The 25,811-nt window shown below is 34.8% G+C and carries 24 protein-coding genes; 20 read left to right on the forward strand and 4 right to left on the reverse strand.

Translation table 11 applies throughout. From position 1 onward, the window contains the following. Positions 1 to 121: 121 nt before the first annotated feature. From AC0OM3_RS06160 to tlp, 3 genes are all read left to right on the forward strand, one after another. Positions 122 to 265, forward strand: a complete 144-nt coding sequence (locus tag AC0OM3_RS06160) for an FbpB family small basic protein (RefSeq protein ID WP_001254703.1) — start codon at positions 122 to 124, stop codon at positions 263 to 265. Positions 266 to 308: 43 nt separating this feature from the next. Then, complete coding sequence (sspN, locus tag AC0OM3_RS06165; protein WP_000527987.1) at positions 309 to 443, forward strand: acid-soluble spore protein SspN; 135 nt, start codon at positions 309 to 311, stop codon at positions 441 to 443. 99 nt (positions 444 to 542) lie between these two features. Continuing rightward, positions 543 to 740 carry a small acid-soluble spore protein Tlp gene (gene tlp, locus AC0OM3_RS06170; protein ID WP_001133511.1) on the forward strand — a complete coding sequence of 66 codons (198 nt, stop codon included), beginning with the start codon at positions 543 to 545 and terminating at the stop codon, positions 738 to 740. Between the two features lie 28 nt (positions 741 to 768). Here tlp and AC0OM3_RS06175 read toward each other — a convergent pair whose 3' ends face one another. Next, on the reverse strand, positions 769 to 2,061 hold the full coding sequence (locus AC0OM3_RS06175) for a glycoside hydrolase family 18 protein (protein WP_000614862.1): 1,293 nt from the start codon (positions 2,059 to 2,061) through the stop codon (positions 769 to 771). A 109-nt stretch (positions 2,062 to 2,170) separates the two neighbouring features. Between AC0OM3_RS06175 and AC0OM3_RS06180 the strand changes: the two genes are divergently transcribed. Next, entirely contained in the window at positions 2,171 to 2,590 is a 420-nt protein-coding gene (locus AC0OM3_RS06180; RefSeq protein WP_000495812.1) for an acyl-CoA thioesterase, read from the forward strand. 26 nt (positions 2,591 to 2,616) lie between these two features. Here AC0OM3_RS06180 and AC0OM3_RS06185 read toward each other — a convergent pair whose 3' ends face one another. Both AC0OM3_RS06185 and plsY read right to left on the reverse strand, forming a co-directional pair. Continuing rightward, positions 2,617 to 2,907: a HesB/YadR/YfhF family protein gene (locus AC0OM3_RS06185; RefSeq protein WP_001054453.1), complete on the reverse strand. Its 291-nt coding sequence runs from the start codon at positions 2,905 to 2,907 to the stop codon at positions 2,617 to 2,619. Positions 2,908 to 3,015: 108 nt separating this feature from the next. Then, positions 3,016 to 3,612: a glycerol-3-phosphate 1-O-acyltransferase PlsY gene (gene plsY, locus AC0OM3_RS06190; RefSeq protein WP_000258974.1), complete on the reverse strand. Its 597-nt coding sequence runs from the start codon at positions 3,610 to 3,612 to the stop codon at positions 3,016 to 3,018. Positions 3,613 to 3,837: 225 nt separating this feature from the next. On the opposite strand from plsY, the gene AC0OM3_RS06195 reads away from it, so the two are divergent. From AC0OM3_RS06195 to AC0OM3_RS06230, 8 genes are all read left to right on the forward strand, one after another. After that, a complete protein-coding gene (locus AC0OM3_RS06195; RefSeq protein WP_474211184.1) occupies positions 3,838 to 5,697 on the forward strand; it encodes an anaerobic ribonucleoside triphosphate reductase in 1,860 nt (619 codons plus the stop codon). After that, on the forward strand, positions 5,694 to 6,146 hold the full coding sequence (gene nrdG / locus AC0OM3_RS06200; RefSeq protein WP_000867074.1) for an anaerobic ribonucleoside-triphosphate reductase activating protein: 453 nt from the start codon (positions 5,694 to 5,696) through the stop codon (positions 6,144 to 6,146). Before AC0OM3_RS06195 ends, nrdG begins: the two co-directional genes overlap by 4 nt. A gap of 18 nt (positions 6,147 to 6,164) precedes the next feature. Beyond that, positions 6,165 to 6,842, forward strand: a complete 678-nt coding sequence (locus AC0OM3_RS06205) for a response regulator transcription factor (RefSeq protein WP_001044679.1) — start codon at positions 6,165 to 6,167, stop codon at positions 6,840 to 6,842. Between the two features lie 203 nt (positions 6,843 to 7,045). Then, positions 7,046 to 8,287 (forward strand): S1C family serine protease, encoded by a 1,242-nt coding sequence (locus tag AC0OM3_RS06210; RefSeq protein ID WP_000542644.1) that lies wholly within the window; start codon positions 7,046 to 7,048, stop codon positions 8,285 to 8,287. 79 nt (positions 8,288 to 8,366) lie between these two features. Beyond that, positions 8,367 to 8,780 (forward strand): CoA-binding protein, encoded by a 414-nt coding sequence (locus AC0OM3_RS06215; RefSeq protein ID WP_000151386.1) that lies wholly within the window; start codon positions 8,367 to 8,369, stop codon positions 8,778 to 8,780. A 375-nt stretch (positions 8,781 to 9,155) separates the two neighbouring features. Further along, the gene (gene parE / locus AC0OM3_RS06220; protein WP_001062202.1) at positions 9,156 to 11,120 is read left to right on the forward strand and encodes a DNA topoisomerase IV subunit B; all 1,965 of its coding nucleotides are present in this window, start codon (positions 9,156 to 9,158) and stop codon (positions 11,118 to 11,120) included. A gap of 1 nt (position 11,121) precedes the next feature. Continuing rightward, positions 11,122 to 13,545: a DNA topoisomerase IV subunit A gene (gene parC / locus AC0OM3_RS06225; RefSeq protein WP_001147463.1), complete on the forward strand. Its 2,424-nt coding sequence runs from the start codon at positions 11,122 to 11,124 to the stop codon at positions 13,543 to 13,545. 269 nt (positions 13,546 to 13,814) lie between these two features. Next, positions 13,815 to 14,846 (forward strand): oxidoreductase, encoded by a 1,032-nt coding sequence (locus AC0OM3_RS06230; protein ID WP_000719765.1) that lies wholly within the window; start codon positions 13,815 to 13,817, stop codon positions 14,844 to 14,846. A 23-nt stretch (positions 14,847 to 14,869) separates the two neighbouring features. Here the strand turns inward: AC0OM3_RS06230 and AC0OM3_RS06235 are convergent, their stop codons facing one another. Beyond that, positions 14,870 to 15,472 carry a TetR/AcrR family transcriptional regulator gene (locus AC0OM3_RS06235; protein ID WP_157464239.1) on the reverse strand — a complete coding sequence of 201 codons (603 nt, stop codon included), beginning with the start codon at positions 15,470 to 15,472 and terminating at the stop codon, positions 14,870 to 14,872. Between the two features lie 155 nt (positions 15,473 to 15,627). On the opposite strand from AC0OM3_RS06235, the gene AC0OM3_RS06240 reads away from it, so the two are divergent. The 8 genes from AC0OM3_RS06240 (at position 15,628) to AC0OM3_RS06275 (ending at position 25,641) form a co-directional block, all read left to right on the forward strand. Continuing rightward, positions 15,628 to 16,521, forward strand: coding sequence for an ABC transporter ATP-binding protein (locus AC0OM3_RS06240; protein ID WP_000626564.1), 894 nt, complete (start codon positions 15,628 to 15,630; stop codon positions 16,519 to 16,521). Next, entirely contained in the window at positions 16,514 to 17,320 is an 807-nt protein-coding gene (locus AC0OM3_RS06245; protein ID WP_474211185.1) for an ABC transporter permease subunit, read from the forward strand. The genes AC0OM3_RS06240 and AC0OM3_RS06245 overlap by 8 nt, the downstream gene beginning before the upstream one ends. A gap of 200 nt (positions 17,321 to 17,520) precedes the next feature. Beyond that, positions 17,521 to 18,054, forward strand: coding sequence for a sigma-70 family RNA polymerase sigma factor (locus tag AC0OM3_RS06250; protein ID WP_000864721.1), 534 nt, complete (start codon positions 17,521 to 17,523; stop codon positions 18,052 to 18,054). 12 nt (positions 18,055 to 18,066) lie between these two features. Next, positions 18,067 to 19,065: a hypothetical protein gene (locus AC0OM3_RS06255; protein WP_000368249.1), complete on the forward strand. Its 999-nt coding sequence runs from the start codon at positions 18,067 to 18,069 to the stop codon at positions 19,063 to 19,065. 17 nt (positions 19,066 to 19,082) lie between these two features. Next, on the forward strand, positions 19,083 to 20,120 hold the full coding sequence (locus AC0OM3_RS06260; protein ID WP_474211186.1) for an LCP family protein: 1,038 nt from the start codon (positions 19,083 to 19,085) through the stop codon (positions 20,118 to 20,120). Positions 20,121 to 20,321: 201 nt separating this feature from the next. Beyond that, entirely contained in the window at positions 20,322 to 21,584 is a 1,263-nt protein-coding gene (locus AC0OM3_RS06265; RefSeq protein ID WP_001216973.1) for a dicarboxylate/amino acid:cation symporter, read from the forward strand. A 346-nt stretch (positions 21,585 to 21,930) separates the two neighbouring features. Further along, positions 21,931 to 23,628: a peptide ABC transporter substrate-binding protein gene (locus AC0OM3_RS06270; RefSeq protein WP_000730150.1), complete on the forward strand. Its 1,698-nt coding sequence runs from the start codon at positions 21,931 to 21,933 to the stop codon at positions 23,626 to 23,628. Between the two features lie 297 nt (positions 23,629 to 23,925). Next, positions 23,926 to 25,641, forward strand: coding sequence for a peptide ABC transporter substrate-binding protein (locus AC0OM3_RS06275; protein WP_151522733.1), 1,716 nt, complete (start codon positions 23,926 to 23,928; stop codon positions 25,639 to 25,641). Positions 25,642 to 25,811 lie beyond the last annotated feature (170 nt).

Below are 25,811 nucleotides of genomic sequence, written 5' to 3' on the forward strand. Positions count from 1 at the left end.
TATTGTACACGGAGTTTTTTTAGGAGTACTAAAACATAAAATTTTCTTACAAATCTGATTAAAGAGTTTTTTGTTTGCTCATACTATGTAATAAGAAAGTGAAGGAGAGAGGGTGAACAACATGAGAAGAAGTCGCCGTAAATCATTTGAAGAACTTGTAAATGAAAATAAACAACAATTATTAAGCGATCGTGAGGCAATTGATCGCATTGAAGAGCGCATTGAAAAACGTTATGAAATGAAACTTTTTAAGCAAGCTGAATAATTCTTAACACTAGTACGATACTAGTGTTAAGGAGGCGATAGTAATGGGTAATCCGAAAAAAAATTCAAAAGACTTTGCACCAAATCATATTGGAACACAATCAAAAAAAGCTGGTGGAAATAAAGGAAAGCAAATGCAAGATCAAACAGGTAAACAACCGATTGTTGATAATGGTTAAAGAAAAGGAGAATATTACATTCTCCTTTTTTATGTATAAATTTGAGGAAAGATAGGTAATTTAAGATGGTGTGTATATACAATATTAGGAGGGAAGTACATGCCAAATCCAGATAATCGAAGTGACAACGCTGAAAAGTTACAAGAAATGGTGCAAAATACAGTTGATAACTTTAATGAAGCAAAAGAAACAGCGGAACTTTCTAATGAAAAAGATCGTGCTGCTATTGAAGCAAAAAATCAAAGACGTTTAGAAAGTATTGACTCATTAAAAAGTGAAATCAAAGATGAATCTTAACAAAATGTACAAAAAGGGCTGACTTTTGTCAGCCCTTTTTCGTAATCGTAAAGTTTTCAACAAGTAAACGCCAATTTTGTGGAAATGGCAAGCCAATCTTCCAATAACTAATACCGCCAATGCCCTGCTCTTTCATTAAATTGAATTTACTTTGAATAGACCTCGCATCTTCAAACCAAACTTCATGTTGTACGCCATTTTCGTCAAAGTAATTAAAATGTGGAGCTTGAGCTGTGAAATCATAGCGGATAGGAACATTATATTTACGAGCAAGTGCAACAGCTGCGACAGAGCTAACTGCTTTTGCTGGTGGATTCCCTTGTTTGAACGGAAGTTTCCAATCGAATCCGTATAAGTTTTGCCCCATCATAATTTTTTGGGGAGGCATTTGAGATTTTGCGTATTGAAGTACTTCTTTTACAGGACCGATAGGAGAGATTGCCATTGGTGGCCCGCCCTGCCAACCCCAGTCATATGTCATAATGACGACGAAATCAACAATTTGCCCTTGCGCTTTATAATCATGGGCTTCGAAAAATTTTCCCTTTTGATTTGAACTTGTTTTCGGTACGAGAGTTGTGCTTAATGTGTACCCGCTAGGTAAGCGTGTTTTTACATTTCGTAAAAAGCGATTATACGCCTCGCGGTCTTCGGGTGCTACACTCTCGAAATCGAAATGAATGTCTCGCATGCCATATTTTTCAGCTGTTTGCAAAATGTTAGTAATAAATTTGTTTTGAATCGTTGCGTCGCGTAAAATAACCGATGTTAGATCGGCACTGAAATTACCATTTTCAATATTTGTAATAACGAGCATAGGGATTGTTTGCCCTTGCGTTGCAATATTAGCAATTTTAGCTGTTTCAGTAGGTTCTTTTAATGTGCCATCTCTTTTTGCCTCAAAACTAAAATAAGCTAAATATGTTAAAAATGGATTGATGGCACGTGTAGCATTAACTAAACTCTCTTTAATCGGTATAGTGGAAGGTTGTAAATAAGCGATGGATTCTACAGCTCGTTTTGTGCCTTTTGGTACATATAATTGTTGTCCGACATGGAGAATAGATTTTAAAGATAAATTATTAACTTTAGCTAAACTAGCGAGGGGGACATTATATGTTTGAGAAATCCGATAGAGGCTGTCACCAGGCTGTACATAATAATTATTTCCTTTTGTATTAACGATAAGTGCCTGACCAACAACGAGCGTTTCAGCTGGATTTAGTCCATTGTCTTTTACTATTTCGTCAGGTGTCGATCCATATTTTGATGCCAAGCTATATACGCTATCACCGCTACGAACCGTTACAATTTGAATCATATGCTGGCTCCTTTCAGTAAAAGATTCACTGTTTTTATTTTATTTTTGATGTTACTGTATTATGATTAAATGTATGCAAGGCAGCAGAAGTGAAAGAAGGCGAATACATATGTTTGTAGCAGAACATGAAGTTGAAATCCGTTATGCGGAAACAGATCAAATGGGTGTTGTTTACCATTCAAACTACTTAGTGTGGCTTGAGTTAGGTCGCACGAAACTTATACAAGATTTAGGTTTTTCATATGTTGAAATGGAGAAAGAAGGAATTATTTCTCCTGTGTTAGATTTACAAATTTCATATCGTAAAGCGATGCGTTACGGAGAAAAAGCAATCGTAAAAACATGGGTAGATACTGTGAGCCCACTTCGCGTTGTATATGGATATGAAATATATAATGGTGATGGTGAACTGTGTATTACTGCAAGTACGACGAATATTTGTGCGAAAAAAGAAGGGTTCCGTCCTGTATCATTTAAAAAGTTATATCCTGAGTGGTATGCGAAATATGAGGAAATTAAGAAAAAATAAAAAAGCGTGGCAGAAGCCACGTTTTTTTATTTTTCATAATTAAATTGTGGGAAGTCGTCACCTTCGTTAAGTGTAACAGATAAATTATGTCCATCGAAGAACCATTCATCATCGCCTTCAATAAAGAAGTTAATGCCTTCTTCTTGAATTTGAACAGCAGGGTGTGCAGGATCATCTTTACGAATACCTAAAGAAAGTCCTTTTTGCACAGTACTGCAACCACCGTATTGTACGAAAAAGCGTAGTGTTTCATTTGATTGTAAGTTTAATTCATTTTTATACCATTGTGCTGCTTCTTTTGTTACGGAAAGATTCATGTATAGTTCCTCCAAATTATGTTGCTTTTTCTTTAGTATAAAAAATAACGCAAAAAGACGCTATTAATATGCTTCACGTTTTCTTTTTGCGTTATGTGGGTTACGATCTTATTTTTGCTTTTTTGAAAAGTTTGCTTTTGGTTCAGTTTTATTTATAATTCGTCCGATATTTGCACGGTGTTTATAAATAACCATACCTGCTAATAAACACATCGCAATAATGAAGATTTTATCCCCGCTAACAATGGATGCAATAACAGCAACAACTGCTGTTACCATAGAAGAAAGTGATACGTATCTTGTTGTAAATAAAAGGGTGAAAAATACAACAGCCAATATTGCAAAAACAACTGGTGAATAGCATAATAGTACCCCAGCAGAAGTTGCAACTGCTTTACCACCACGGAATTTCGCGAAGATTGGATAGACATGTCCAAGAACAGCCGCTAACCCGAACCATAGTGGGTGAATATCTAATCCGAAAATCATTGGTAGACTTGTTGCTAAAGTCCCTTTTAAAATGTCAGCAATTGTAACGGTAAAACCTGCTTTTTTCCCTAATGTGCGGAATGTGTTTGTTCCGCCTAGATTACCGCTCCCGTGCTCACGAATATCGATTCCGTAGCCAATTTTTCCAACAACTAGTGCAAATGGAATCGAGCCAAGTAAGTAGGCAACGATAAATAAAAGATATGTAGTAACCATAAGTTCAGTCTCCTTTATTCAAATGTGTTGATAAAGGGTAAAAAGAGTTTTTCCCGTATATTGTACCATACATTTGTAAAGAGCACATTTCTTTTTTGTAAATGAAAAATTCATTATTTCGTGAAAAAAATTTCACAGTAATGTTACATTTCTCACAGAAACAGTAAGACTATATGTAGTAACATTTTAATCAAAAGATAACAACATATTGGTGGAGGGTTATAAATGTTACAAAATAATACACGTGGAGAAGAAGAATTAATGAAAGTGTTCGAGACAATAGTCCACGGCAATGAACAAGATTTAATGCAAGAAAATGCAAATGTAGACGGCCGCTCTCCAATGGGCGTAATGGGAACCTTCGCATCTGAGAGTGCAAAATATTATGCTGTTGAGAATTTATTGTCAGATCAAGTGAAAAAAGCAATAAATGAAAATATATTATATCCACATGATTTAGATTTTTATGCGACAGGAACGACGACTTGTTCACAAATTCCGTTAGCACAAATGCTTGCTAACGGTTTTCATACGGGGCATGGACATATGAGACAACCGCAAGACATTAAAAGTGCATTGGCTCTTGCGTCTATTATTTTTCAAGCGAATCAAAATATGCAGCATGGTGGTCAATCGTTTGCACTCTTTGATATTGATTTAGCACCTTATGTACGAAAAACAATTGAGAGACATAAAAAACGATTACAATTATATCCGCTTACGAAAGAACAAATAGAAGAATTTGCATGGAAAGAAACGGAAAATGATACGTATCAAGCGTGTGAGGCTTTCGTTCATAATTCGAATAGTATGCATAGTAGGGGCGGAGGACAAGTCCCGTTTATTTCTATTAATTACGGAACAGATACATCAAAAGAAGGAAGAATGTTAATTAAACAACTTTTAAAAGCGACACAAGCTGGACTTGGTAAAGGAGAGACACCGATTTTTCCGATTCAAATTTTCAAGATGAAAAAAGGTGTGAATTTTGAAGAAAGTGATCCGAACTACGATTTATTTGAATTAGCATTAGAGACAACCGCAGAGCGATTATTCCCTAACTTTTCATTTTTAGATGCGCCGTTTAATGCAGTGCATTATGATGGAAGACCAGAAAGTGAAGTATGTTACATGGGATGTCGTACCCGTGTTATGTCTAATATACATGGAGAAGAAACAGCGATTGGTAGAGGGAATTTATCATTTACGTCTATTAATTTAGTGAAATTAGCGTTAATTAGTGGTTCAAAAGAAGCGTTTTTTGAAGCGCTAAACTATTATTTAGATTTAGGAATTAAGCAGCTATTAGAAAGATATGCGTATCAATGTACGAAGCGAGCAAGAGATTTTCAGTTTTTATATTCACAAGGTGTATGGCGTGGTGGAGAAACGTTGCAGCCTGAAGACTCCGTAGCCTCGATTTTAAAACAAGGGACGTTAAGTATTGGTTTTATCGGTCTTGCGGAATGTTTAGTAGCTTTAACAGGAAAGCATCATGGGGAAGATGAAGAATCATGGAAACTTGGGTATGAAATTATTTCCTTTATGAGAGATAGAATGGATAAAGCGACAGAAGAACATCAACTGAATTTCTCAGTAATTGCAACTCCAGCAGAAGGATTATCAGGGAAGTTTGTGAAAAAAGATAGAGAAGAATTTGGTGAAATTAGCGGTATAACGAACCATAATTACTATACGAATTCATTCCATATTCCAGTTTATTATAACATTCAAGCGATAAATAAAATCCGTTTAGAGGGCCCGTTCCATGCTCTCTGTAATGGAGGACACATTACTTATATTGAACTAGACGGAGCAGCAATGCATAACAAAAAGGCATTAAAACAAATTGTACAAGCTATGGCAGAACATGGCGTTGGATACGGTTCAATTAATCATCCTGTTGACCGTTGTAAGTGCTGTAGTTATCACGGGGTTATTGGGAATGAATGTCCAAGTTGCGGGAATGAAGATGAGGCTAATATAGAAAGAATTCGCCGTATAACAGGCTATCTTGTAGGAGATATGTCGAAGTGGAATAGTGCGAAACGTAGTGAAGAGATAGATCGGGTGAAACATAAATGAAAGTGATGAATATTATTCATGATAGTGTAGTAGATGGAGAAGGATTGCGGACAGTCGTGTTTTTTGCGGGCTGTCCGCATCGTTGCGTTGGTTGCCATAATCCGAAATCATGGAATATTTGCAATGGAACGGAAATGACAGTAGAAGAAATTGTGAAAGAGATTGCAAGTAATCCATTAACTGATGTAACATTTTCAGGTGGAGATCCATTTTTTCAAGCTGCTGAAGTGAAAAAGGTAGCAAAAATCGTGAAAGATTTTAAAAAAAACCTATGGATGTATACAGGTTATACGTTAGAAGAGATACAGAGTTCTCAAAATAATGATATGATAGAGTTGTTACATTATGGGGATGTTTTAGTCGATGGAAGGTTTGAAATTGAGAAAAAAGATTTAACACTTCCATTTCGCGGAAGCTCCAATCAACGTATTATTCGATTGAAAGAGTAAAAAGGCGGGATAGATGATATGAATAAAACAGTATTGCTTGTTGAAGATGAAAGAAGATTACGTGAAATTGTTAGTGATTATTTTCGTAATGAAGGCTTTGAAGTAATCGAAGCAGAAGATGGAAAAAAAGCGTTAGAGTTATTTGCAGAGCATGAAATTGATTTAATTATGTTAGATATTATGTTACCAGAAATAGATGGATGGTCTGTTTGTAGAAGAATTAGAAAAGAATCAGCAGTACCAATTATTATGTTGACAGCACGTTCGGATGAGGATGATACATTGCTAGGTTTCGAATTAGGTGCAGACGAGTATGTAACGAAACCATTTAGCCCGAAAGTATTAGTAGCTCGTGCAAAGACGTTATTGAAACGTGCGGATGGTGCGGTAGGAGTAGCGGAAGAAAATGCTATGTCTTTAGCTGGAATAGAAGTAAATCGTCTATCTAGAACTGTTTTAGTAGATGGAGAAGAAATTATATTGACACATAAAGAATTTGAACTTCTTGTGTATTTAATGGAGAACAAAGGAATCGTGTTATCACGTCAACATTTATTAGATCAGTTATGGGGATATGACTATTACGGTGATGACCGAACGGTTGATACCCATATTAAAAAACTTCGAAATAAGCTAGGAGATAAAGCGAAGCATATCGGTACTGTTATTCGAGTTGGTTATAAATTTGAAGAATAATCTAGAACGATTTGTGTAATTTAGCCTAGGGAAATGGCGATTTTATACTCTCTTTTGAAGGTAGAATGTACAAAAAATACTTTTTTTGTCTACAATGTTAGATAGGAGTATTTTTTTAATTAGATTTCACGATGAGTTCACAAGAAGGACACAAAACGTGACTATACTGAAAATACGAATTCACCAGAGAGGGGAAATAAAACATGGGATATTACGACGGACCAAATTTAAATGAAGAGCATAGTGAAACGAGAGAAGTGAGAAAATCAGGTAGTAAAAAAGGCTATTTCTTCACAGGTTTAGTGGGAGCTGTAGTCGGAGCGGTTTCGATTAGTTTTGCAGCACCATATATGCCATGGGCTCAAAATAATGGAGCGCCAGTATCATCATTTAGTTCGGATTCAAAAGTAGAAGGTACTGTAGTTCCTGTTGTAAATAAAGCGAAAAATGAAACTGATTTACCTGGTATGATTGAAGGGGCGAAAGATGTTGTTGTAGGTGTTATTAATATGCAACAAAGTGTTGATCCATTTGCAATGCAACCGACAGGTCAAGAACAACAAGCTGGTTCAGGATCAGGTGTTATTTATAAAAAAGCAGGGAATAAAGCATATATTGTAACAAACAACCATGTAGTGGATGGAGCAAATAAACTTGCTGTGAAGCTGAGCGACGGAAAGCAAGTTGATGCGAAATTAGTTGGTAAGGACCCTTGGTTAGACTTAGCAGTTGTTGAAATTGATGGATCTCATGTAAATAAAGTTGCCACTTTAGGTGATTCAAGTAAACTTCGTGCGGGTGAAAAAGCCATTGCAATCGGTAACCCGCTAGGATTTGATGGAAGTGTAACGGAAGGTATAATCAGTAGTAAAGAACGCGAAATTCCGGTTGATATTGATGGCGATAAACGACCAGATTGGCAAGCACAAGTTATTCAAACAGATGCAGCGATTAACCCTGGTAACAGTGGTGGTGCATTATTTAACCAAAATGGTGAAATAATTGGGATTAATTCAAGTAAAATTGCACAACAAGAAGTTGAAGGAATTGGATTTGCTATTCCAATTAATATCGCAAAACCAGTTATTGAATCTCTTGAAAAAGATGGAGTAGTAAAACGTCCAGCGCTTGGAGTAGGTGTTGTTTCATTAGAAGATGTGCAAGCTTATGCAGTCAATCAATTGAAAGTACCGAAAGAAGTAACTAATGGTGTTGTATTAGGTAAAATTTACCCAATCTCACCGGCTGAAAAAGCTGGTTTAGAGCAATATGATATTGTAGTAGCATTAGATAATCAAAAAGTAGAGAATGCTCTTCAATTCCGTAAATATTTATATGAAAAGAAAAAAGTAGGCGAGAAAGTAGAAGTTACATTCTACCGTAACGGTCAAAAAATGACGAAATCGGCTACTTTAGCAGATAATTCAGCTACAAAGAATCAATAATCGAAATAAAAGAAAGTCTCTTTCATATTGAAAGAGACTTTCTTTATCGGCTATACTAAAGGAATAGGAGGGATTAATTATGACAATTGAAAACCCAACTCGTACGGAAATTGGTGAAGTGCTAAAGAAAAGCAAAACAATTGCGGTTGTTGGATTATCAGATAAGCCAGAACGTACATCGTATATGGTTTCAAAAGCAATGCAAGATGCTGGATACCGCATTATTCCAGTTAATCCAACAGTAGATGAGGTGCTTGGAGAAAAGGCAGTTTCTTCACTAAAGGATATTAAGGAACACGTTGACATAGTAAATATATTTCGTCGCTCAGAGTTTTTAATGGATGTTGCAAAAGAATTTGTAGAGATTGATGCAGATGTTTTTTGGGCACAATTAGGAGTACAAGATGAGGATACATATAAACTTTTAAAAGAAAAAGACTATACTGTAATAATGGATCGTTGTATTAAAGTAGAACATGCGATGACAAAATAGTGTAGATGTAAAGGTAGAAAGATTGATTCAGCCCTCATTATAGATAAGTAGGGCCGATGAACGAGGTGTTCATCATGAGATTTTTTAAAGGCTGTTTTTGGGGATTGTTATTTGTAATCCCATTTTGGATCTTGATCATTTGGATCATAATAAAGGTTTGGAATGTGTAATCTTGGAATACATATCCATTTCTCGTTGACAAACGATTATTTTTCTGAAATAGTAGCCTAGAGGAATCCTTGTGAGAAAACAAGGATTTTTCTATTGAAAATGGTATATAAAAGAGATAAGATAACTTGCCAAAACGATAGTCGAGGCGTTATTCTATAATAGAAACATATGTTCTGATTTTGGATTAGGAAAGGGGCAAGGAGTTTGGCGAAGCATCAGTTCCAATATAATGAAGATGCGATTCAAGTGTTAGAAGGACTTGAAGCCGTTCGAAAACGCCCGGGTATGTATATCGGGAGCACGGACAGCCGTGGATTGCATCATTTAGTATATGAAATAGTAGATAACTCCGTTGACGAAGCGTTAGCGGGATTTGGCGACGAAATTTCAGTCGTAATACATAAAGATAATAGTATTAGCGTTATAGATAAAGGGCGAGGAATGCCTACGGGAATGCATAAACTTGGGAAACCTACACCTGAAGTTATTTTAACTGTACTTCATGCCGGTGGTAAGTTTGGTCAAGGTGGTTACAAAACGAGTGGTGGTTTGCACGGTGTTGGGGCATCTGTTGTAAATGCCTTATCAGAATGGTTAGTCGTAACGATTAAGCGTGACGGAAATATTTACGAACAACGCTTTGAAAATGGCGGTGTTCCTGTAACGACGCTTGAGAAAATCGGGAAGACGAAAGAGTCTGGTACTACGATGCATTTCAAACCAGATACAACGATTTTCAGCACAACAAATTATAATTATGAAACATTATGTGAGAGATTACGCGAATCTGCATTCTTATTAAAAGGGATGAAAATCTCAATAAAAGATGAACGAAATGATTTAGAAGATGTCTTTCATTATGAAACAGGAATTGAAGCTTTCGTTTCCTATTTAAACGAAGAAAAAGATTCAATTCACCCAGTTGTATATTTCACTGGTGAACAAAATGGGATTGAAGCAGAACTAGCATTTCAATTTAACGATGGCTACTCAGAAAATATTCTTTCGTTTGTAAATAATGTACGTACAAAAGATGGTGGAACACATGAAGCTGGATTTAAAACAGCGATGACGCGTGTGTTTAACGAGTATGCTCGTAAAGTAGCACTATTAAAAGAAAAAGATAAAAACTTAGAAGGTACAGATATTCGTGAAGGTGTAGCGGCTATCGTTTCGGTACGTGTACCAGAAGAAGTGCTTCAGTTTGAAGGGCAAACGAAGGGGAAACTAGGTACAAGTGAAGCGCGTTCTTCAATTGATGCCATTGTATCTGAGCATTTAGCATACTTTTTAGAAGAAAACCCTGATGTAGCTACACTTCTTGTGAGAAAAGCAATTAAAGCAGCACAAGCCCGTGAAGCAGCCCGTAAAGCAAGAGAAGAAGCGCGTAGTGGTAAGAAAAAGAAAAAATCAGAAGGTACGTTAAGCGGGAAATTAACACCTGCACAATCACGTAACCCGCAAAAAAATGAACTATACCTAGTAGAGGGTGACTCTGCCGGTGGTTCTGCGAAACAAGGACGAGACAGACGTTTCCAGGCCGTATTACCGTTACGTGGTAAAGTAATTAATACAGAAAAAGCAAAGCTTGCTGATATCTTTAAAAATGAAGAGATTAATACAATCATTTATGCGATTGGCGGCGGTGTAGGAAATGAATTTGATGTTGAAGATATTAACTACGATAAAGTTGTAATTATGACCGATGCCGATACCGATGGGGCTCATATTCAAGTATTGTTATTAACGTTCTTCTACAGATATATGAAGCCACTTATCGAAGCTGGTAAAGTATTTATCGCACTTCCTCCTTTATACAAAGTAAGTAAAGGAAAAGGTAAGAGTGAGGTAATTGAATACGCTTGGTCAGATGAGGAATTAGACGGTGTAACGAAAAAAGTTGGAAAAGGCTATATGTTACAACGTTATAAAGGACTTGGTGAAATGAATGCGGATCAATTATGGGAAACAACAATGAATCCTGAAACGCGTACATTAATTCGCGTAAAAATTGATGATGCAGCAAGAGCAGAGCGTCGCGTTACAACGTTAATGGGCGATAAAGTAGAACCGCGCCGTAAATGGATTGAACGTAATGTACAGTTTGGTATGCAAGAAGAAGGAAATATTTTAGAAAATGAAATGATTATGGAGACGGAGGTGGAATAACATGCAAGCAGAGAAGTTTCATGACCTCCCGCTTGAAGACGTGTTAGGTGATCGCTTTGCACGTTATAGTAAATATATTATTCAAGATCGTGCACTTCCAGATGCACGTGATGGCTTAAAGCCAGTACAAAGACGTATTTTATATTCTATGTATGTAGAAGGTAATGTACATGATAAAGCGTTTCGTAAATCAGCTAAAACAGTAGGTAATGTTATTGGTAATTATCATCCACATGGAGATTCCTCTGTATATGAAGCAATGGTACGCTTAAGCCAAACTTGGAAAGTACGTAATGTTTTAGTTGAAATGCATGGTAATAACGGTAGTGTTGATGGGGACCCAGCGGCAGCGATGCGTTATACGGAAGCTCGTTTATCACCAATTGCATCTGAGTTATTACGTGATCTTGATAAAGAAACAGTTGAATTCGTGTCAAACTTTGATGATACGAGTGAAGAACCGGTTGTATTACCAGCAGCGTTCCCGAATTTATTAGTGAACGGATCTACAGGGATTTCCGCTGGTTATGCAACAGAAATTCCTCCGCATCATCTTGGAGAAGTTATTGATGCTACAATGATGCGTATTGATAAGCCAAATAGTACTGTTGATGATTTATTAACAGTTATGAAAGGACCAGATTTCCCAACAGGCGGTATTATTCAGGGGATTGATGGTATTAAAAAGGCGTATGAAACAGGTAAAGGTAAAATTATTATTCGCGGAAAAGCAGAAGTTGAAACAGTGCGTGGTGGGAAACAACAAATTGTAATCACTGAAATTCCTTACGAAGTGAATAAGGCAAACCTTGTAAAGAAAATGGATGAATTACGTCTAGATAAAAAGTTAGATGGTATTGCTGAAGTGCGTGATGAGACAGATCGTACTGGTTTACGAATTGTTGTTGAATTAAAGAAAGAAGCAAACGCCGAAGGTATTTTAAATTATTTATATAAAAATACAGATTTGCAAATTCCATATAACTTTAATATGGTAGCGATCAATAATCGTCGTCCAACACTTATGACATTACCGAAAATTTTAGATGCTTATATTGGACATCAAAAAGAGGTTATTACGAGACGTTCGCAATATGAATTAAGAAAAGCAGAAAATCGTCAACATATTGTAGAAGGTTTAAAGAAAGCATTATCGATTTTAGACCAAGTAATTGAGACAATTCGAGCTTCAAAAGATAAACGTAACGCGAAAGATAATTTAAGTGCAAAATTTGGCTTTACAGAAGCACAGGCAGAAGCAATTGTTTCCTTGCAATTATATCGCTTAACGAATACAGACATTACGGCGTTACAAGAAGAAGCAGATGAGCTTAATAAGAAAATTATTGAGCTACAGGCAATTTTACAAAGTGAAAAAAGATTGCTTCAAGTAATTAAAACAGATTTAAAGAGAGTTAAGAAAACATATAGTGATGATCGACGCGCGATTATTGAAGATCAAATCGAGGAAATTAAAATCGATGTAGAAGTGATGATCCCACAAGAAGATGTCATCGTTACTGTAACGAAAGAAGGATATGTGAAACGTACTGGATGGCGCTCACATAATGCCTCAAACGGCAAAGACTTCGGTATGAAAGAGGGTGACATCTTACTTGAACGATTCGATACGAATACGACAGAGACAGTCCTCTTATTTACGAATAAAGGAAACTATATATATCTGCCAGTATACGAAATGCCAGATATTCGTTGGAAAGATTTAGGTCAGCACGTTGCTAATATCGTTTCACTCGACCGGGATGAAACAATCATTTGGGCAACGGTTGTACCGAACTTTGAGGAAGAAAAACGATTTATCGTATTTGTAACACGAAATGGTATGATAAAGAAAACAGAATTAAATCAATATAAAGTTCAGCGTTATTCAAGGGCATTCGTTGCTGTAAACTTGAAAAAAGATGATGAAGTTGTCGATATATTTGCGACAGATGGAACGAGTGATATCGTTCTTGCTACACACGGTGCATATGCACTTATTTTCCATGAAGATGAAGTAAGTCCAGTCGGTGTAAGAGCTGCTGGAGTGAAAGCAATTAATTTAAAAGAAGATGACTATGTCGCTTCTGGTAAACCGTTAAATGGTGATAAAGATCAACTTATTCTCGTAACACAGCGCGGTGCTGTAAAACGTCTAAAAGCATCAGAAATTGAAAAATCAACGAGGGCGAAACGAGGTCTAGTTATTTTCAAAGAATTAAAACGTAATCCGTACCGCATTGTCGGTATTGAAATTGTTCGGGACGATGAATTAGTTTACATGAAGACAGAGAAAAACATTGTAGAAGAGATTGATCCGAAAGCGTATCGAAATAAAGACCGGTATAGTAATGGTAGCCTAGTGCTAGATGTTAATGATACTGGTGAAGTAGTAGAAACGTGGACGAAGAAAAGACCAGAATAAAGAGGGCATCTTGCTATGAATAATAGCAAGATGCTTTTTTCTAGGCAATTTATTATGTAAATAATAATAATCTTGTTATAATAACTGGATGAAATCGTTCTCATAAAGTGAAACTTTAATCAATGGGATTTTCTTTATCCACATTGATTATTAGTTGAATCAATCGGGCTTTAACGAGCAGTTGATTCCTCACCTAATTCCTTAGCTTTCGCTGAATTTTGAGTTAGGAATCTTACTGCCCGTTAGAGCGGGACAAATGGAGGGGCAACATGAAAAAAATAGGTGTAGGGATTGTAGGATTTGGTTTTTCAAGTACGACATTTCATATCCCACTATTACAAACGATAGAAGAATATGATATTCGTGCTGTATTATCCTCAAAAGAAGAGGTAGTAAAAGAAACATTACCAAACGCTAATGTTGTTAGTACAATTGATGAATTGGTGAAGCGAGCTGATGTTGACTTAGTTGTTATTACATCACCTAATACAACTCATTTTCCATATGTAAAAGAAGCAATTTTAAACGGTAAGCATGTTGTTGTAGAAAAACCATTTGTTGTTTCAATTGAAGAAGGGGAAGAGCTTATTTTATTAGCAGAGCAGCATAATGTAATGTTAAGCGTATATCATAATCGTCGTTTTGATAATGATTTCTTAACAATTAAGAAATTGTTAGGAGAAAACAGAGTAGGGAATGTATATGCATATGAATCGAATTTTGATCGTTTCCGTCCACATGTACGTGATCGATGGAGAGAAAAAAATCTACCAGGCTCCGGTATATTATATGATTTAGGATCGCATTTAATTGACCAAGCGTTATCAATATTCGGGAAACCAGATGCTATAAGTGCAGATGTAATAAAACAACGACCAGGTGCAGAGGTGGATGATTATTTCCACATAGAACTTCATTACGGAGTTAAACGTGTCATTTTACGTAGTAGTAGTTATGTGAAAAAAGCTGGACCGCATTTTATAGTGCATGGAGAGAAAGGTTCTATCGTGAAGTATGGTATGGATTCGCAGGAAGAGCAATTAAAAAATGGAATGAAGCCAGGTGATAACGGTTATGGAGTAGACGATGAAGAGAATTTTGCTACTTTAGAAACAGAAGAAAGCTTAGAGCGTATTCCAACAGAAGTCGGTTGTTATAACAATTATTATAAAGGTATACGAGATAGTATATTAAATGGTGAGAAACTACCTGTAACAGCAAAAGAAGGTTTAGATGTTATTAAACTGATTCAATTAGCGATTGAAAGCAGTGAAAAGGGTAGAGTCATTTCTATAAAATAAAAAGACACGAAATTCGTGTCTTTTTATTTTTGTGGAACAGAAAGACCATAGAAGAACATCGTAACGATATCTTGTATATGTTTTTCGCGATCTCCTTCAAGAAGTTGTGCTCCAAATTCATCACCTAACTTTGTAAACATTTGAATGTAAAGTAACATCATTGCTTTAGTAAGGTGTGGATTAATTTCGTTTTTGCGCTGAGCTCGTTCTAATATTTCTAAATACCAGGGCAGGATTTTTTCATTTTGATAACTATAAATAAACTTACGGAGTTCTTCGTCCCTTTGCATCATTTGTAGTAACATATCAGGTTGAAATAATCCGCCAGTATTCATTTTTCTTACAATCATTTTTTGCATCATATCATGAAAAGGTAATTTTTCTTCCGCAAGCTCTTTATAATATTGAAATTCAGATATGATAAATTCTTGTATAAGCTCCCTAAATAACGCATCTTTACTTCCGAAATGATTATAAATTGTAACTTGAGAAACGTTTGCTTCTTTTGCGATATGTTCTATTTTCACTTCATTAAATCCACGTTCTGAAAATAATACGAATGCTGCTTCTTTAATGGCACGCTTTTTCTTTTCTTTTACTCTTTCAAAGCCGTTCAATGCAATCACCTCACTTAAAATATACAAGAAAAAATAATGGAAAACAATAATTTTGAAATATAGACTAATAAATATTTCAAAAAATTGTTGCGAATATGGAAGATGAGGAGTACAATAATTTTGAAATATCACATATTAAATATTTCAAAAAATGAGGTGGAATTATGATTTCAGTTCAAGATGTCACAAAACAGTTTTCGAATGGAAAAGGTTTGTTTCATATTACATTTGATGTAAAAGAGGGAGAAGTATTTGGTTATTTAGGACCGAATGGTGCCGGAAAATCAACGACGATTCGTAATTTAATGGGATTTATAAAACCGACAGCTGGTAAAGCGACAATTTTTGGATTAGATTGTTGGAATGAAGCAGCGAAAATTCAAAGGGAAGTTGGTTATCTACCGGGTGAAATTTCTTTTATTGAAGGAATGAACGGATTAGAATTTTTAAAATTAATGCAAGGAATGCGTGGATTAAAGGATACAAAAAGACGAGATGAACTGATAGAGCGTCTGCAATTTGATGTGAAAACACCGATTCGCAAAATGTCTAAAGGAATGAAGCAAAAAGTAGGGATAGTCGCTGCATTTATGCACGATCCAGAGGTGTTAATTTTAGATGAACCAACATCTGGACTTGATCCACTTATGCAGCAAGTGTTTATAGATTTAATATTAGAGGAAAAGCAAAGAGGAAAAACAATCCTAATGTCATCACATATTTTCACTGAAATTGAGAGAACTTGTGACAGAGTAGCTATTATTAAAGATGGTCGACTCGTAACGGTTGAAAATATTCACGATTTACAAAGTATGAGAAGACAGGTGATAGATGTAATAGTATCATCACAAGAAGAGATTGAGTCCCTTACAAAGTGTAATTTGCAATTTGAAGCGGTAAAAGGCAGAGAGGCATCTATCATTGTACAAGGAAATTATCAAACTGTTTTACAAACACTTTCAAACTATAATGTAACGGCACTTCAAACGAGAGCGATGGATTTAGAACATTTATTTATGCATTATTACGATAAGAAAGAAGGGATAGCGCATGAATAAGCGATTATTTTTAGCTAGTTTGAAAGAAACACAAAAAAGTATTTTGAGTTATGCGTCTGGTGCAGCTTTATATCTGTGGTTATTAATTTGGATATTCCCGTCAATGGTATCAGCGAAAGGGCTAAATGAATTAATAGCTGCCATGCCTGATAGTGTGAAAAAAATCGTTGGTATGGAAAGTCCGATTCAAAACGTAATGGATTTTCTAGCGGGCGAATACTATAGTCTATTGTTTATTATCATTTTAACAATTTTTTGCGTAACAGTTGCGACACATTTAATTGCTCGTCATGTAGATAAAGGAGCAATGGCATACTTGCTAGCAACGCCTGTATCTAGAGTACGAATCGCAATTACGCAAGCGGCTATTCTTATATTAGGACTACTGATTATTGTAGCGGTTACGTATGTAGCGGGTATAGTAGGTGCAGAATGGTTTTTAGAGGATAATAACTTAAATAAAGAATTATTTTTGAAGATAAATGTAGTCGGAGGGCTCATATTTTTAGTCGTTAGTGCCTATTCATTTTTCTTTTCTTGTATATGTAATGACGAAAGAAAAGCACTAAGTTATTCAGCGAGTTTAACTATCTTATTTTTCGTATTAGATATGGTAGGGAAGTTAAGTGATAAGTTAGAATGGATGAAAAACCTATCATTATTCACGCTGTTTCGTCCGAAAGAAATTGCTGAAGGATCATATAATATATGGCCGGTAAGTATAAGTTTAACTGCTGTAGCGCTTTGTATTTTTATCGTAGCGATTGTAATATTTAGGAAGAGGGATTTACCGTTATAAAGTAGAAAGTCCACTGAGAAAGTGGGCTTTTTTTATTTGTAAATTTAAACTAGTATGTTCATTGCATCCTTATAAAGGATATTTATCTTTTTAATTACAAAAATATTCAAAAAAGTGAACCTTTTTCTAGGTTCATACGTCTAATACATGTAAAGTTAAATTGGAAGTGATGAAGTGAGGATGAAACAGGAGGAGCGATTGTGAAAGTAATCCCTTTATATAAAATGATTATAAAAGAAGAAACGGATGTTTCTTTAGCGAAAAAAGGTGATCATGAAGCCTTTATAGCGCTTATACATACAGAAAAAGTGAAAATGTATCGAATAGCAAAGGCGATGTTACGTGATGAGACAAATATAGAGGATGCGATACAGACAACAATTTTAAAAGCCTATGAAAATATAAAAAAATTAAAAAAAGAAGAATTTTTTCAAACTTGGTTAATTCGAATACTAATAAATGAGTGTAACAATATTATTAGAGCTTATAAAAAGGTAATTGTGACAGAAGAGAATGATTACAATATGAGTGCGTGTGATCAGTATGAAGATATAGATTTGTGTAATGCGATTCAATCGTTACATGAAGAATTAAGAGCTGTTACGGTGCTTTATTACTATGAAGACATGAATCAAGAGAGTATAGCAAAGCTGTTAGAAATACCGAAAGGAACAGTGAAATCAAGATTATCACGTGCGAGGGAACAACTACAAAAACGATTAAAGATGGAATAGGGGGTGCAAAGGATGGATAATGAAAAATTATTTGATGAGAAATTAAAAAAGAGAATAAAAGATGAAAATGTTATAGTACCTCCAGAGTTAAATGAAAAGATTAATGGCACGGTACATAATCTTAAGGTAAAAAAGAAGAGTTACAAAATTTATATGATGATAATTAGTGCAGCGGTTTGTATACTTTCAGTGGTATCTATGTCTGAGTTTTCTATACAAAGTTTTGCGCAAAACGGTGGAGTATTTGAATATGTAAAGAAAAAAGCATTTTCTGATTATGAAAATGAAGAAGAAATAAAATCGAATGTACATTATCCAGATAAAGAAAAGATTCATCAAAAGATGCTAGATTCTATTGATTATTTTAAAAATATTTCAGGACAATTTGAGGAATATTCTAGCTCATCAAGAATTGCTACAACATATAAGTATGCGATTGATACGGAGAAACAAAGAGGTATCTCTTCGAAAGAAGATAAACTAGCGAAAAAACGAACAATTATATATAACGAGGGCAAGAAAAAAGAGTTTGATGATGAGAAGTATACCTATAAAGAGACAAAATGGAACCCGAAAGAAAGAAACAATGAACTATTAAAATTAAATCCTACGGAAAGGGTAGTGAGAAAATCAGATGAGAAAAAGAGATATGATGATGAATATGTAGGGCTAGCTAAATATAGTATTCAATCAGAATTTGCAGATTTGTTAATTCGATATAAAGATTGGAATTATAAAGAAACGAAATATCTTGGATTAGATTGTTACAAAATTGAAGGAGTTATCAACATAGAGATGCCTGTTAGCACCTCTGAAGATTTAAGAGGGAAATTCGAAATGGTTGTGGAGAAAAATACAGGGATTATGTTGAAATTTCTTAGTTTTCAAGAAGGCTTGATTCAATATTCAGTTACGACTGAATGGATACAAATAGATAAGGGATTGAAAGAAAGTATGTTTCAAAAGGATAGCGCTAAATATGAAAAAATGAAAAACATATTTGATGAATAGAGACAGGAGGAGAGTAGATGGGGAATCATTCATCTTTAAGAGAAGAGAAAATTAAGCAAAAATATAAAAAGAAAACGATAATAAGTTTACTACTGGCGGTATTACTATTTGGTGGAATTGGCTATGGAGCTTATGTATATATGAAAACTTCTAGTCTCGTACAAAAATCTAATTTGAATTTAGCACGAGGTGAAAAATCCAATTTACGTGAAAAATCTGTAAAGCCAATTGCAAATCATGTTTCACTTTTAATTATGGGAATTGATGAAAATCAAGAACGACAAAAGGAATATAATGGTGCATTTCATACAGATGCATTACTGTTAGCGACTTTTAATAAAGATGATAAAACAGTGAAATTAACGAGCATACCGCGTGATACATACACATATGTTCCAGTTGAAAAGAAAAAAGATAAAATAACCCATGCATATGGAAGTGGTTTCGTTAAAAATGGTAAAGATGGAGGACCGCAAGCTTCTGTGGAAGCGGTAGAAAAATTGTTACAGGTGCCTGTTGATTATTTTGTGAAATTTAATTTTGGTTCCTTTACTAAAATTGTTGATGGGTTAGATGGTATTGAAGTGGATGTCCCAGTTGAATTTACGGAGCAAAATAGTAAAGATGAACCTGATACGATTCATTTGAAAAAAGGATTACAAAAATTAAATGGGGAAGAAGCACTCGCACTAGCAAGAACGCGTCATATTGATAGTGATGCAATAAGAGGACAGCGCCAACAACTTGTTATTGAAGCGATTTTAAGTAAATTAAAAAGTGTAGGATCGATTACGAAGCTAGAAAAAATAGTTGAGGCGGTTGATGGTGATTTTAAAACAAATTTAGTAATGGACGATATTTTATCTTTTTATAAATACGGTTTAAACGGTTCAGTTGAAAAAATACAATTAGCTGGTGATGATTTATACTTACCTAATGGCCCAAACGGGCAACGTGTATATTATTATAATCCTAATAAAAAAGATCTACAGAGTTTGAGTAATACTCTTAGAACACATCTAGGATTAAGTGAAAAGCAAATTGAGGAGAATTAAAGCAGATGTAATGTCTGCTTTTTTATTTTTGTCTAATGGTATGACATTTAGTTTTTAATGTTATATACTATTTAAGAATTAGAGTTAATAGTGTAACATAATAGTAGGGTTCAAGTTAAGTAGCAAGGGGGCTATCACATAGAATAAATGTTATTGCTTAAAATAGTTTGGGAGAAATGAAAATACAGGGGAGTAGCAAAAATGAGAATTGCAAAGAATTTAACATTCCAAGTTATTGTGGCCATTATTTGTGGTATTGCAGTAGGGGCAATTTGGCCGAGTGTTGGACAACAAATGAAGCCAATTGGTGAAACATTCATCAATATGATTAAAATGGTTATTGCACCGATTATCTTTTTAACAATTGTACTCGGTATTGCAAGTATGGGAAGTATGAAAAAGGTAGGCCGTGTTGGTGGGAAGGCACTATTATATTTTGAAATTGTTACAACAGCTGCTTTAATTATTGGTATCATCGTAGCGAATGTTGTGCGTCCCGGAGATGGATTAGATCCCTCAAAACTAAAAGGCGGAGATGTTTCACAATATGTACAAAGCGGGCAAGAAATGAAATGGATGGATTTCTTTTTACATATTGTACCGTCTAACATGTTTGAAGCATTTGCAAAAGGTGATATTTTACAAGTGTTATTCTTCTCCATTTTATTCGGCGCAGGATTAACGATGTTAGGGAAAAATGGACAACCGGTTATTGATTTTTTTGAAAGATTATCGAAAGTATTTTTTAACATTTTATCAATTGTAATGAAATTAGCACCGGTTGGAGCATTCGGTGGGATGGCATTTACAATTGGGAAGTATGGTTTAAGCACGCTCATACCACTTGGCAAATTAATGATTTGTGTATATGCGACAATGGCATTATTTGTTTTTATTGTTTTAAATTTTATTTGTAAACTGTATAAATTTAGTTTGTGGAAATATTTAGCTCATATTAAAGAAGAATTACTTATTGTTCTCGGGACATCATCGTCAGAATCAGTACTGCCGCGAATGATGACAAAGATGGAAGACTTCGGGTGTTCGAAACCGGTAGTAGGTTTAGTCATTCCAACAGGCTATTCTTTTAACTTAGATGGAACAACAATTTATTTATCGATGGCTACTATATTTTTAGCACAAGTTTTCCACGTCGATCTTTCACTAGGTCAACAATTAACTATAATAGCTATTTTATTAGTTACATCTAAAGGAGCAGCAGCAGTAACCGGCGGGGGATTCATTGTGCTAGCATCTACTCTATCTGCAATGAATGTTATCCCATTAGAAGGTTTAGCGTTATTACTTGGTGTAGATCGTTTCATGTCAGAAGCACGTGCTATCGTTAATTTAATTGGTAACGGTATTGCAACTGTAGTTGTTGCAAAAAGTGAAAATGAATTTGATGATGAGAAGTATACGAGAGTAGTAGAGGAAATGAAACGAAAAAAAATGGCCGGGTAAAAAGTCAGCTTTGCTGACTTTTTTATTTTTGTAGAAAAGATGTTTTTAGATATATGCATTATTTATTAGCAATAATTAACAAGTATTCAAGTGGTAAATGAGATGAAAGTGATTAAAACAACGAATGTGTATGAATGCGAAATAAGGTTTGAACAACATATGGCATTTTTATGAATATTACTGTAAAAAAATAATTTTTTAAAAATTTTCAATAATAATACTTTACAAAAATTAAAAAATTAGTAGAATAAGAATTAGTAAGAATCGTCTGATAAATATATAGAGAAAAACAGAATTATCAGAAAATTCTTTAATAGCTATCGTTAAGAATTAGGGAGGGTACAAAATGAAAAAGAAACAAATGAAAAAACTAACAGCAGTTGTAGCACCGGTTTTAGCAATGAGCATGGCGTTAACAGCATGTTCTACATCAGGCGGAGATAAAAAGACAAGCACAAACTCAAGTGGAGATAGCAAGTCAGAGGGAAAATTGGCGGCAAAACAAGTGTTGAATCGAACAGTAAACCAAGAGATTCCAACGATGGATTCTTCTAAATCAACAGATACAGTATCTTCACAAATGCTAGGGAATACGATGGAAGGATTATATCGTCTTGATAAAGATAATAAGCCTATTCCAGCTGCAGCAGAATCTAGCACGAAAAGTGAAGATGGTAAAAAATATACGTTCAAACTACGTAAAGATGCAAAATGGTCAAATGGAGATCCAGTAACGGCGAAAGATTTCGTATATGCTTGGCAACGTCTATTAGATCCAAAAACAGCTGCTGAGTATGCATTTATCGCATTCCCAATTAAAAATGCAGAAGTGGTTAATAAAGGTGAAAAACCTGTAGCTGAATTAGGAGTGAAAGCGGTAGATGATCTTACGCTTGAAGTTGAATTAGAGCAAGCGGTACCGTACTTCTTAAACTTAGTAGCATTCCCATCGTACTACCCATTAAATGAAAAATTCGTAAAAGAAAAAGGGGAGAAGTTCGGTATAGAGTCTGATACAACAGTTTATAATGGACCGTTCGTTCTTAAAGATTGGAAGCATGAACAAGGATGGCAATTAAAGAAAAATGATCAATATTGGGATAAAAAGACTGTAAAACTTGAAGAAGTTAACTTCAGTGTTGTTAAAGAACCAGCAACTCTTATCAATTTATATGATAGCGGTCAAGTTGACTTTGCTTTATTAACTGGAGAGTTCGTAGATAAATACAGAAATAAGAAAGATGAATTCGGAACATATTCACAAGTGAGTACGTATTTCATTCGTATGAACCAAAAACGTGATGGACAAGATACACCATTAAAGAGTAAAAAGTTACGTGAAGCAATTGCACTATCAGTTGATAAAAAGAATTTAGCAAACGTAATTTTAAATGATGGATCAAAAGAAGCTGACTTCTTAGTACCAAAAGGTTTAGCAACTGGACCAGACGGTAAAGACTTCCAAGAAACGTTTAAGAATGGTTTAAAACCAAATGCTAAAAAAGCTGCTGCAGCTTGGGAAGAAGCGAAAAAAGAGCTAGGTAAAGACCAAGTTACAATTGAATTCTTAAACTATGATACTGGTAATGCGAAAAAAGTTGGAGAATATATTAAAGACCAAATTGAGAAGAACTTAAAAGGTGTAACAGTTAACATTAAACTTCAGCCATTTAAGCAAAAACTAAAATTAGAATCTGAGCAACAATATGATATTTCATACGGTGGTTGGAATCCAGATTATGCAGATCCAATGACGTTCTTAGATATGTTTGAGACTGGACATTCTCATAACCAAATGAGCTTCTCTGACCCTAAATATGACGGCATGGTGAAAAAAGCTGGAACGGAATTAATGAGCGATGCGAAAAAACGTTGGGAAGAGTTAGGAAAAGCTGAAAAAACATTACTTGAAGAAGATGTAGCGATTGTACCTTTATATCAACGAGGAGATTCTTATGTTTTACAACCAAATGTAAAGGGAGTAGTAAAACATAATATCAGTCCAGAATTTAGCTTTAAGTGGGCATATGTGACTGAAAAATAATAGAGTTGAAAAAGCATTTAAAAGTGGCTTAGCTACTTTTAAATGCTTTTTTGTGAGCTTAAAATACTAATTTTTAGTGTGGTTAAATAGAGGCGAATAAGGTGTATAGTATGTACATATAGTAGATGGGGGATAAATCCTACTAAATTAAAAAATAAGAATATTTAAAATAAAACTATTTACAAGTACGAAAAAAAGAGTAGAATAACATTAGTTGTAATTTTCTGAAAAAATAAATCTTTAGTAAGGGGTCTCTCAAGGATTGGTAATGTACATATAATTAGGGAGGGTATAAAAATGAAGAGAAAAAAGATGAAAAAGTTAACGGCAGTTGTAGTACCAGTTTTAGCGATGAGTGTTGCATTGACAGCATGTTCTGGGGCAGGTGGGGAAAAGAAAACGACTACTACATCAAATAGTGGGGAAGAAAAAAAATCTGATATTAAATATGCAGCGAAACAAGTATTAAATCGTACGGAAAACCAAGAAATTCCGACGATGGATACTTCTAAATCTACTGATACATTAGGTTCGCAAATTTTAGGGAACACGATGGAAGGCCTATATCGTCTTGATAAAGATAATAAGCCAATTCCTGCTGCGGCAGAGTCTAGTACGAAAAGTGAAGATGGTAAAAAGTATACGTTTAAACTGCGAAAAGATGCAAAATGGTCAAATGGTGATCCTGTAACAGCGAAAGATTTCGTTTTCGCATGGAAGCGCTTACTTGATAAGAATACTGCGGCAGAATATGCATTTATTGCTTACTATATTAAAAATGCAGAAGCGATTAATAAAGGAGAAAAACCTGTAACTGAATTAGGAGCGAAGGCGGTAGATGATTACACGCTAGAAGTAGAATTAGAAAAACCGGTACCGTATTTCTTAAATTTATTAGCATTCCCATCATACTATCCATTAAATGAAAAATTCGTAAAAGAAAAAGGTGATAAGTACGGTTTAGAAGCAGATACAACTGTGTATAACGGTCCATTCGTTATGTCTTCATGGAAACATGAACAAGGTTGGCAGCTAAAGAAAAATGATAAGTACTGGGATAAAAAGACTGTGAAATTAGAAGAAATTAACTATAGTGTAGTAAAAGAGGTTGCAACGAAAGTAAACTTATATGATACAGGATCAATTGATTTTACATTACTATCAGGAGAGTTTGTAGATAAATATAAATCGAACAAAGAAGAATATGGTGAGTATGCGGAATCAAGTACATTCTTCTTACGTTTAAATCAAAAACGTAACGGACAAGATACGCCTTTAAAGAGCAAAAAACTTCGTGAAGCAATTGCATTATCAGTTGATAAAAAAGGATTGGCAAATGTAATTTTAAATAATGGATCAAAAGCAACAGATCAATTGGTTCCAAAAGGACTTGCGACAGGGCCAGATGGTAAAGATTATCAAGATACATTTAAAAATGGTCTGAAATATAATCCGAAAAAAGGAGCAGCAGCATGGGAAGAAGCGAAAAAAGAACTTGGAAAAGATCAAGTTACAATTGAATTGCTAAGCTATGATGATGGAACTGCGAAAAAGATTGCTGACTATGTAAAAGATCAAATTGAGAAAAATTTAAAAGGTGTAACGATTAATACGAAAATTCAGCCGTTCAAACAAAAATTAAAATTAGAAACTGCGCAAGATTATGAAATTTCTTATGCTGGTTGGAGTCCAGACTATGCGGATCCAATGACATTTATTGATATGTTTGAATCGAAGAGCCCGTACAACCAAATGAGTTATTCAAATCCAAAATACGATGAAATGGTAGGAAAAGCAGGTAATGAATTAATGAGTGATGCGAAAAAACGCTGGGAAACGTTAGGGAAAGCTGAAAAATTATTCCTTGAAGAAGATGCAGGGTTAGTTCCTTTATATCAAACAGGAAGATCGTATGTAATGAAACCGAATGTAAAAGGAATTGTGAAACATAACATCAGTCCAGAATATAGCTTTAAGTGGGCGTATGTAACTGAGGATGGCGGAAAAAAATAAAGTGAAAGCATTTCAAAAGTGGCTGAGCTGCTTTTGAAATGCTTTTTAGTATGTATAAGGGAATAAATCTCGTTAGCCTATTGAGAATCGGGTAGGTAATTAGGAAGGTTCTATCGGAGGGATTTAGAGAGGTCAGTAAGTAGTAAGACAGATGATAGTAAGAGACCTCA

This window comes from Bacillus sp. FAU20 (genome assembly GCF_056033865.1).

Coding starts and splice junctions, on each gene's coding strand:
- AC0OM3_RS06255 (WP_000368249.1), top strand. CDS start 18,067: ATGGATAATGAAAAATTATTTGATGAGAAATTAAAAAAGAGAATAAAA.
- AC0OM3_RS06240 (WP_000626564.1), top strand. CDS start 15,628: ATGATTTCAGTTCAAGATGTCACAAAACAGTTTTCGAATGGAAAAGGT.
- AC0OM3_RS06180 (WP_000495812.1), top strand. CDS start 2,171: ATGTTTGTAGCAGAACATGAAGTTGAAATCCGTTATGCGGAAACAGAT.
- AC0OM3_RS06175 (WP_000614862.1), bottom strand. CDS start 2,061: ATGATTCAAATTGTAACGGTTCGTAGCGGTGATAGCGTATATAGCTTG.
- AC0OM3_RS06210 (WP_000542644.1), top strand. CDS start 7,046: ATGGGATATTACGACGGACCAAATTTAAATGAAGAGCATAGTGAAACG.
- AC0OM3_RS06215 (WP_000151386.1), top strand. CDS start 8,367: ATGACAATTGAAAACCCAACTCGTACGGAAATTGGTGAAGTGCTAAAG.
- AC0OM3_RS06195 (WP_474211184.1), top strand. CDS start 3,838: ATGTTACAAAATAATACACGTGGAGAAGAAGAATTAATGAAAGTGTTC.
- AC0OM3_RS06245 (WP_474211185.1), top strand. CDS start 16,514: ATGAATAAGCGATTATTTTTAGCTAGTTTGAAAGAAACACAAAAAAGT.
- AC0OM3_RS06160 (WP_001254703.1), top strand. CDS start 122: ATGAGAAGAAGTCGCCGTAAATCATTTGAAGAACTTGTAAATGAAAAT.
- parC (WP_001147463.1), top strand. CDS start 11,122: ATGCAAGCAGAGAAGTTTCATGACCTCCCGCTTGAAGACGTGTTAGGT.
- AC0OM3_RS06270 (WP_000730150.1), top strand. CDS start 21,931: ATGAAAAAGAAACAAATGAAAAAACTAACAGCAGTTGTAGCACCGGTT.
- AC0OM3_RS06275 (WP_151522733.1), top strand. CDS start 23,926: ATGAAGAGAAAAAAGATGAAAAAGTTAACGGCAGTTGTAGTACCAGTT.
- plsY (WP_000258974.1), bottom strand. CDS start 3,612: ATGGTTACTACATATCTTTTATTTATCGTTGCCTACTTACTTGGCTCG.
- AC0OM3_RS06205 (WP_001044679.1), top strand. CDS start 6,165: ATGAATAAAACAGTATTGCTTGTTGAAGATGAAAGAAGATTACGTGAA.
- nrdG (WP_000867074.1), top strand. CDS start 5,694: ATGAAAGTGATGAATATTATTCATGATAGTGTAGTAGATGGAGAAGGA.
- sspN (WP_000527987.1), top strand. CDS start 309: ATGGGTAATCCGAAAAAAAATTCAAAAGACTTTGCACCAAATCATATT.
- AC0OM3_RS06185 (WP_001054453.1), bottom strand. CDS start 2,907: ATGAATCTTTCCGTAACAAAAGAAGCAGCACAATGGTATAAAAATGAA.
- tlp (WP_001133511.1), top strand. CDS start 543: ATGCCAAATCCAGATAATCGAAGTGACAACGCTGAAAAGTTACAAGAA.
- AC0OM3_RS06230 (WP_000719765.1), top strand. CDS start 13,815: ATGAAAAAAATAGGTGTAGGGATTGTAGGATTTGGTTTTTCAAGTACG.
- AC0OM3_RS06260 (WP_474211186.1), top strand. CDS start 19,083: ATGGGGAATCATTCATCTTTAAGAGAAGAGAAAATTAAGCAAAAATAT.
- AC0OM3_RS06265 (WP_001216973.1), top strand. CDS start 20,322: ATGAGAATTGCAAAGAATTTAACATTCCAAGTTATTGTGGCCATTATT.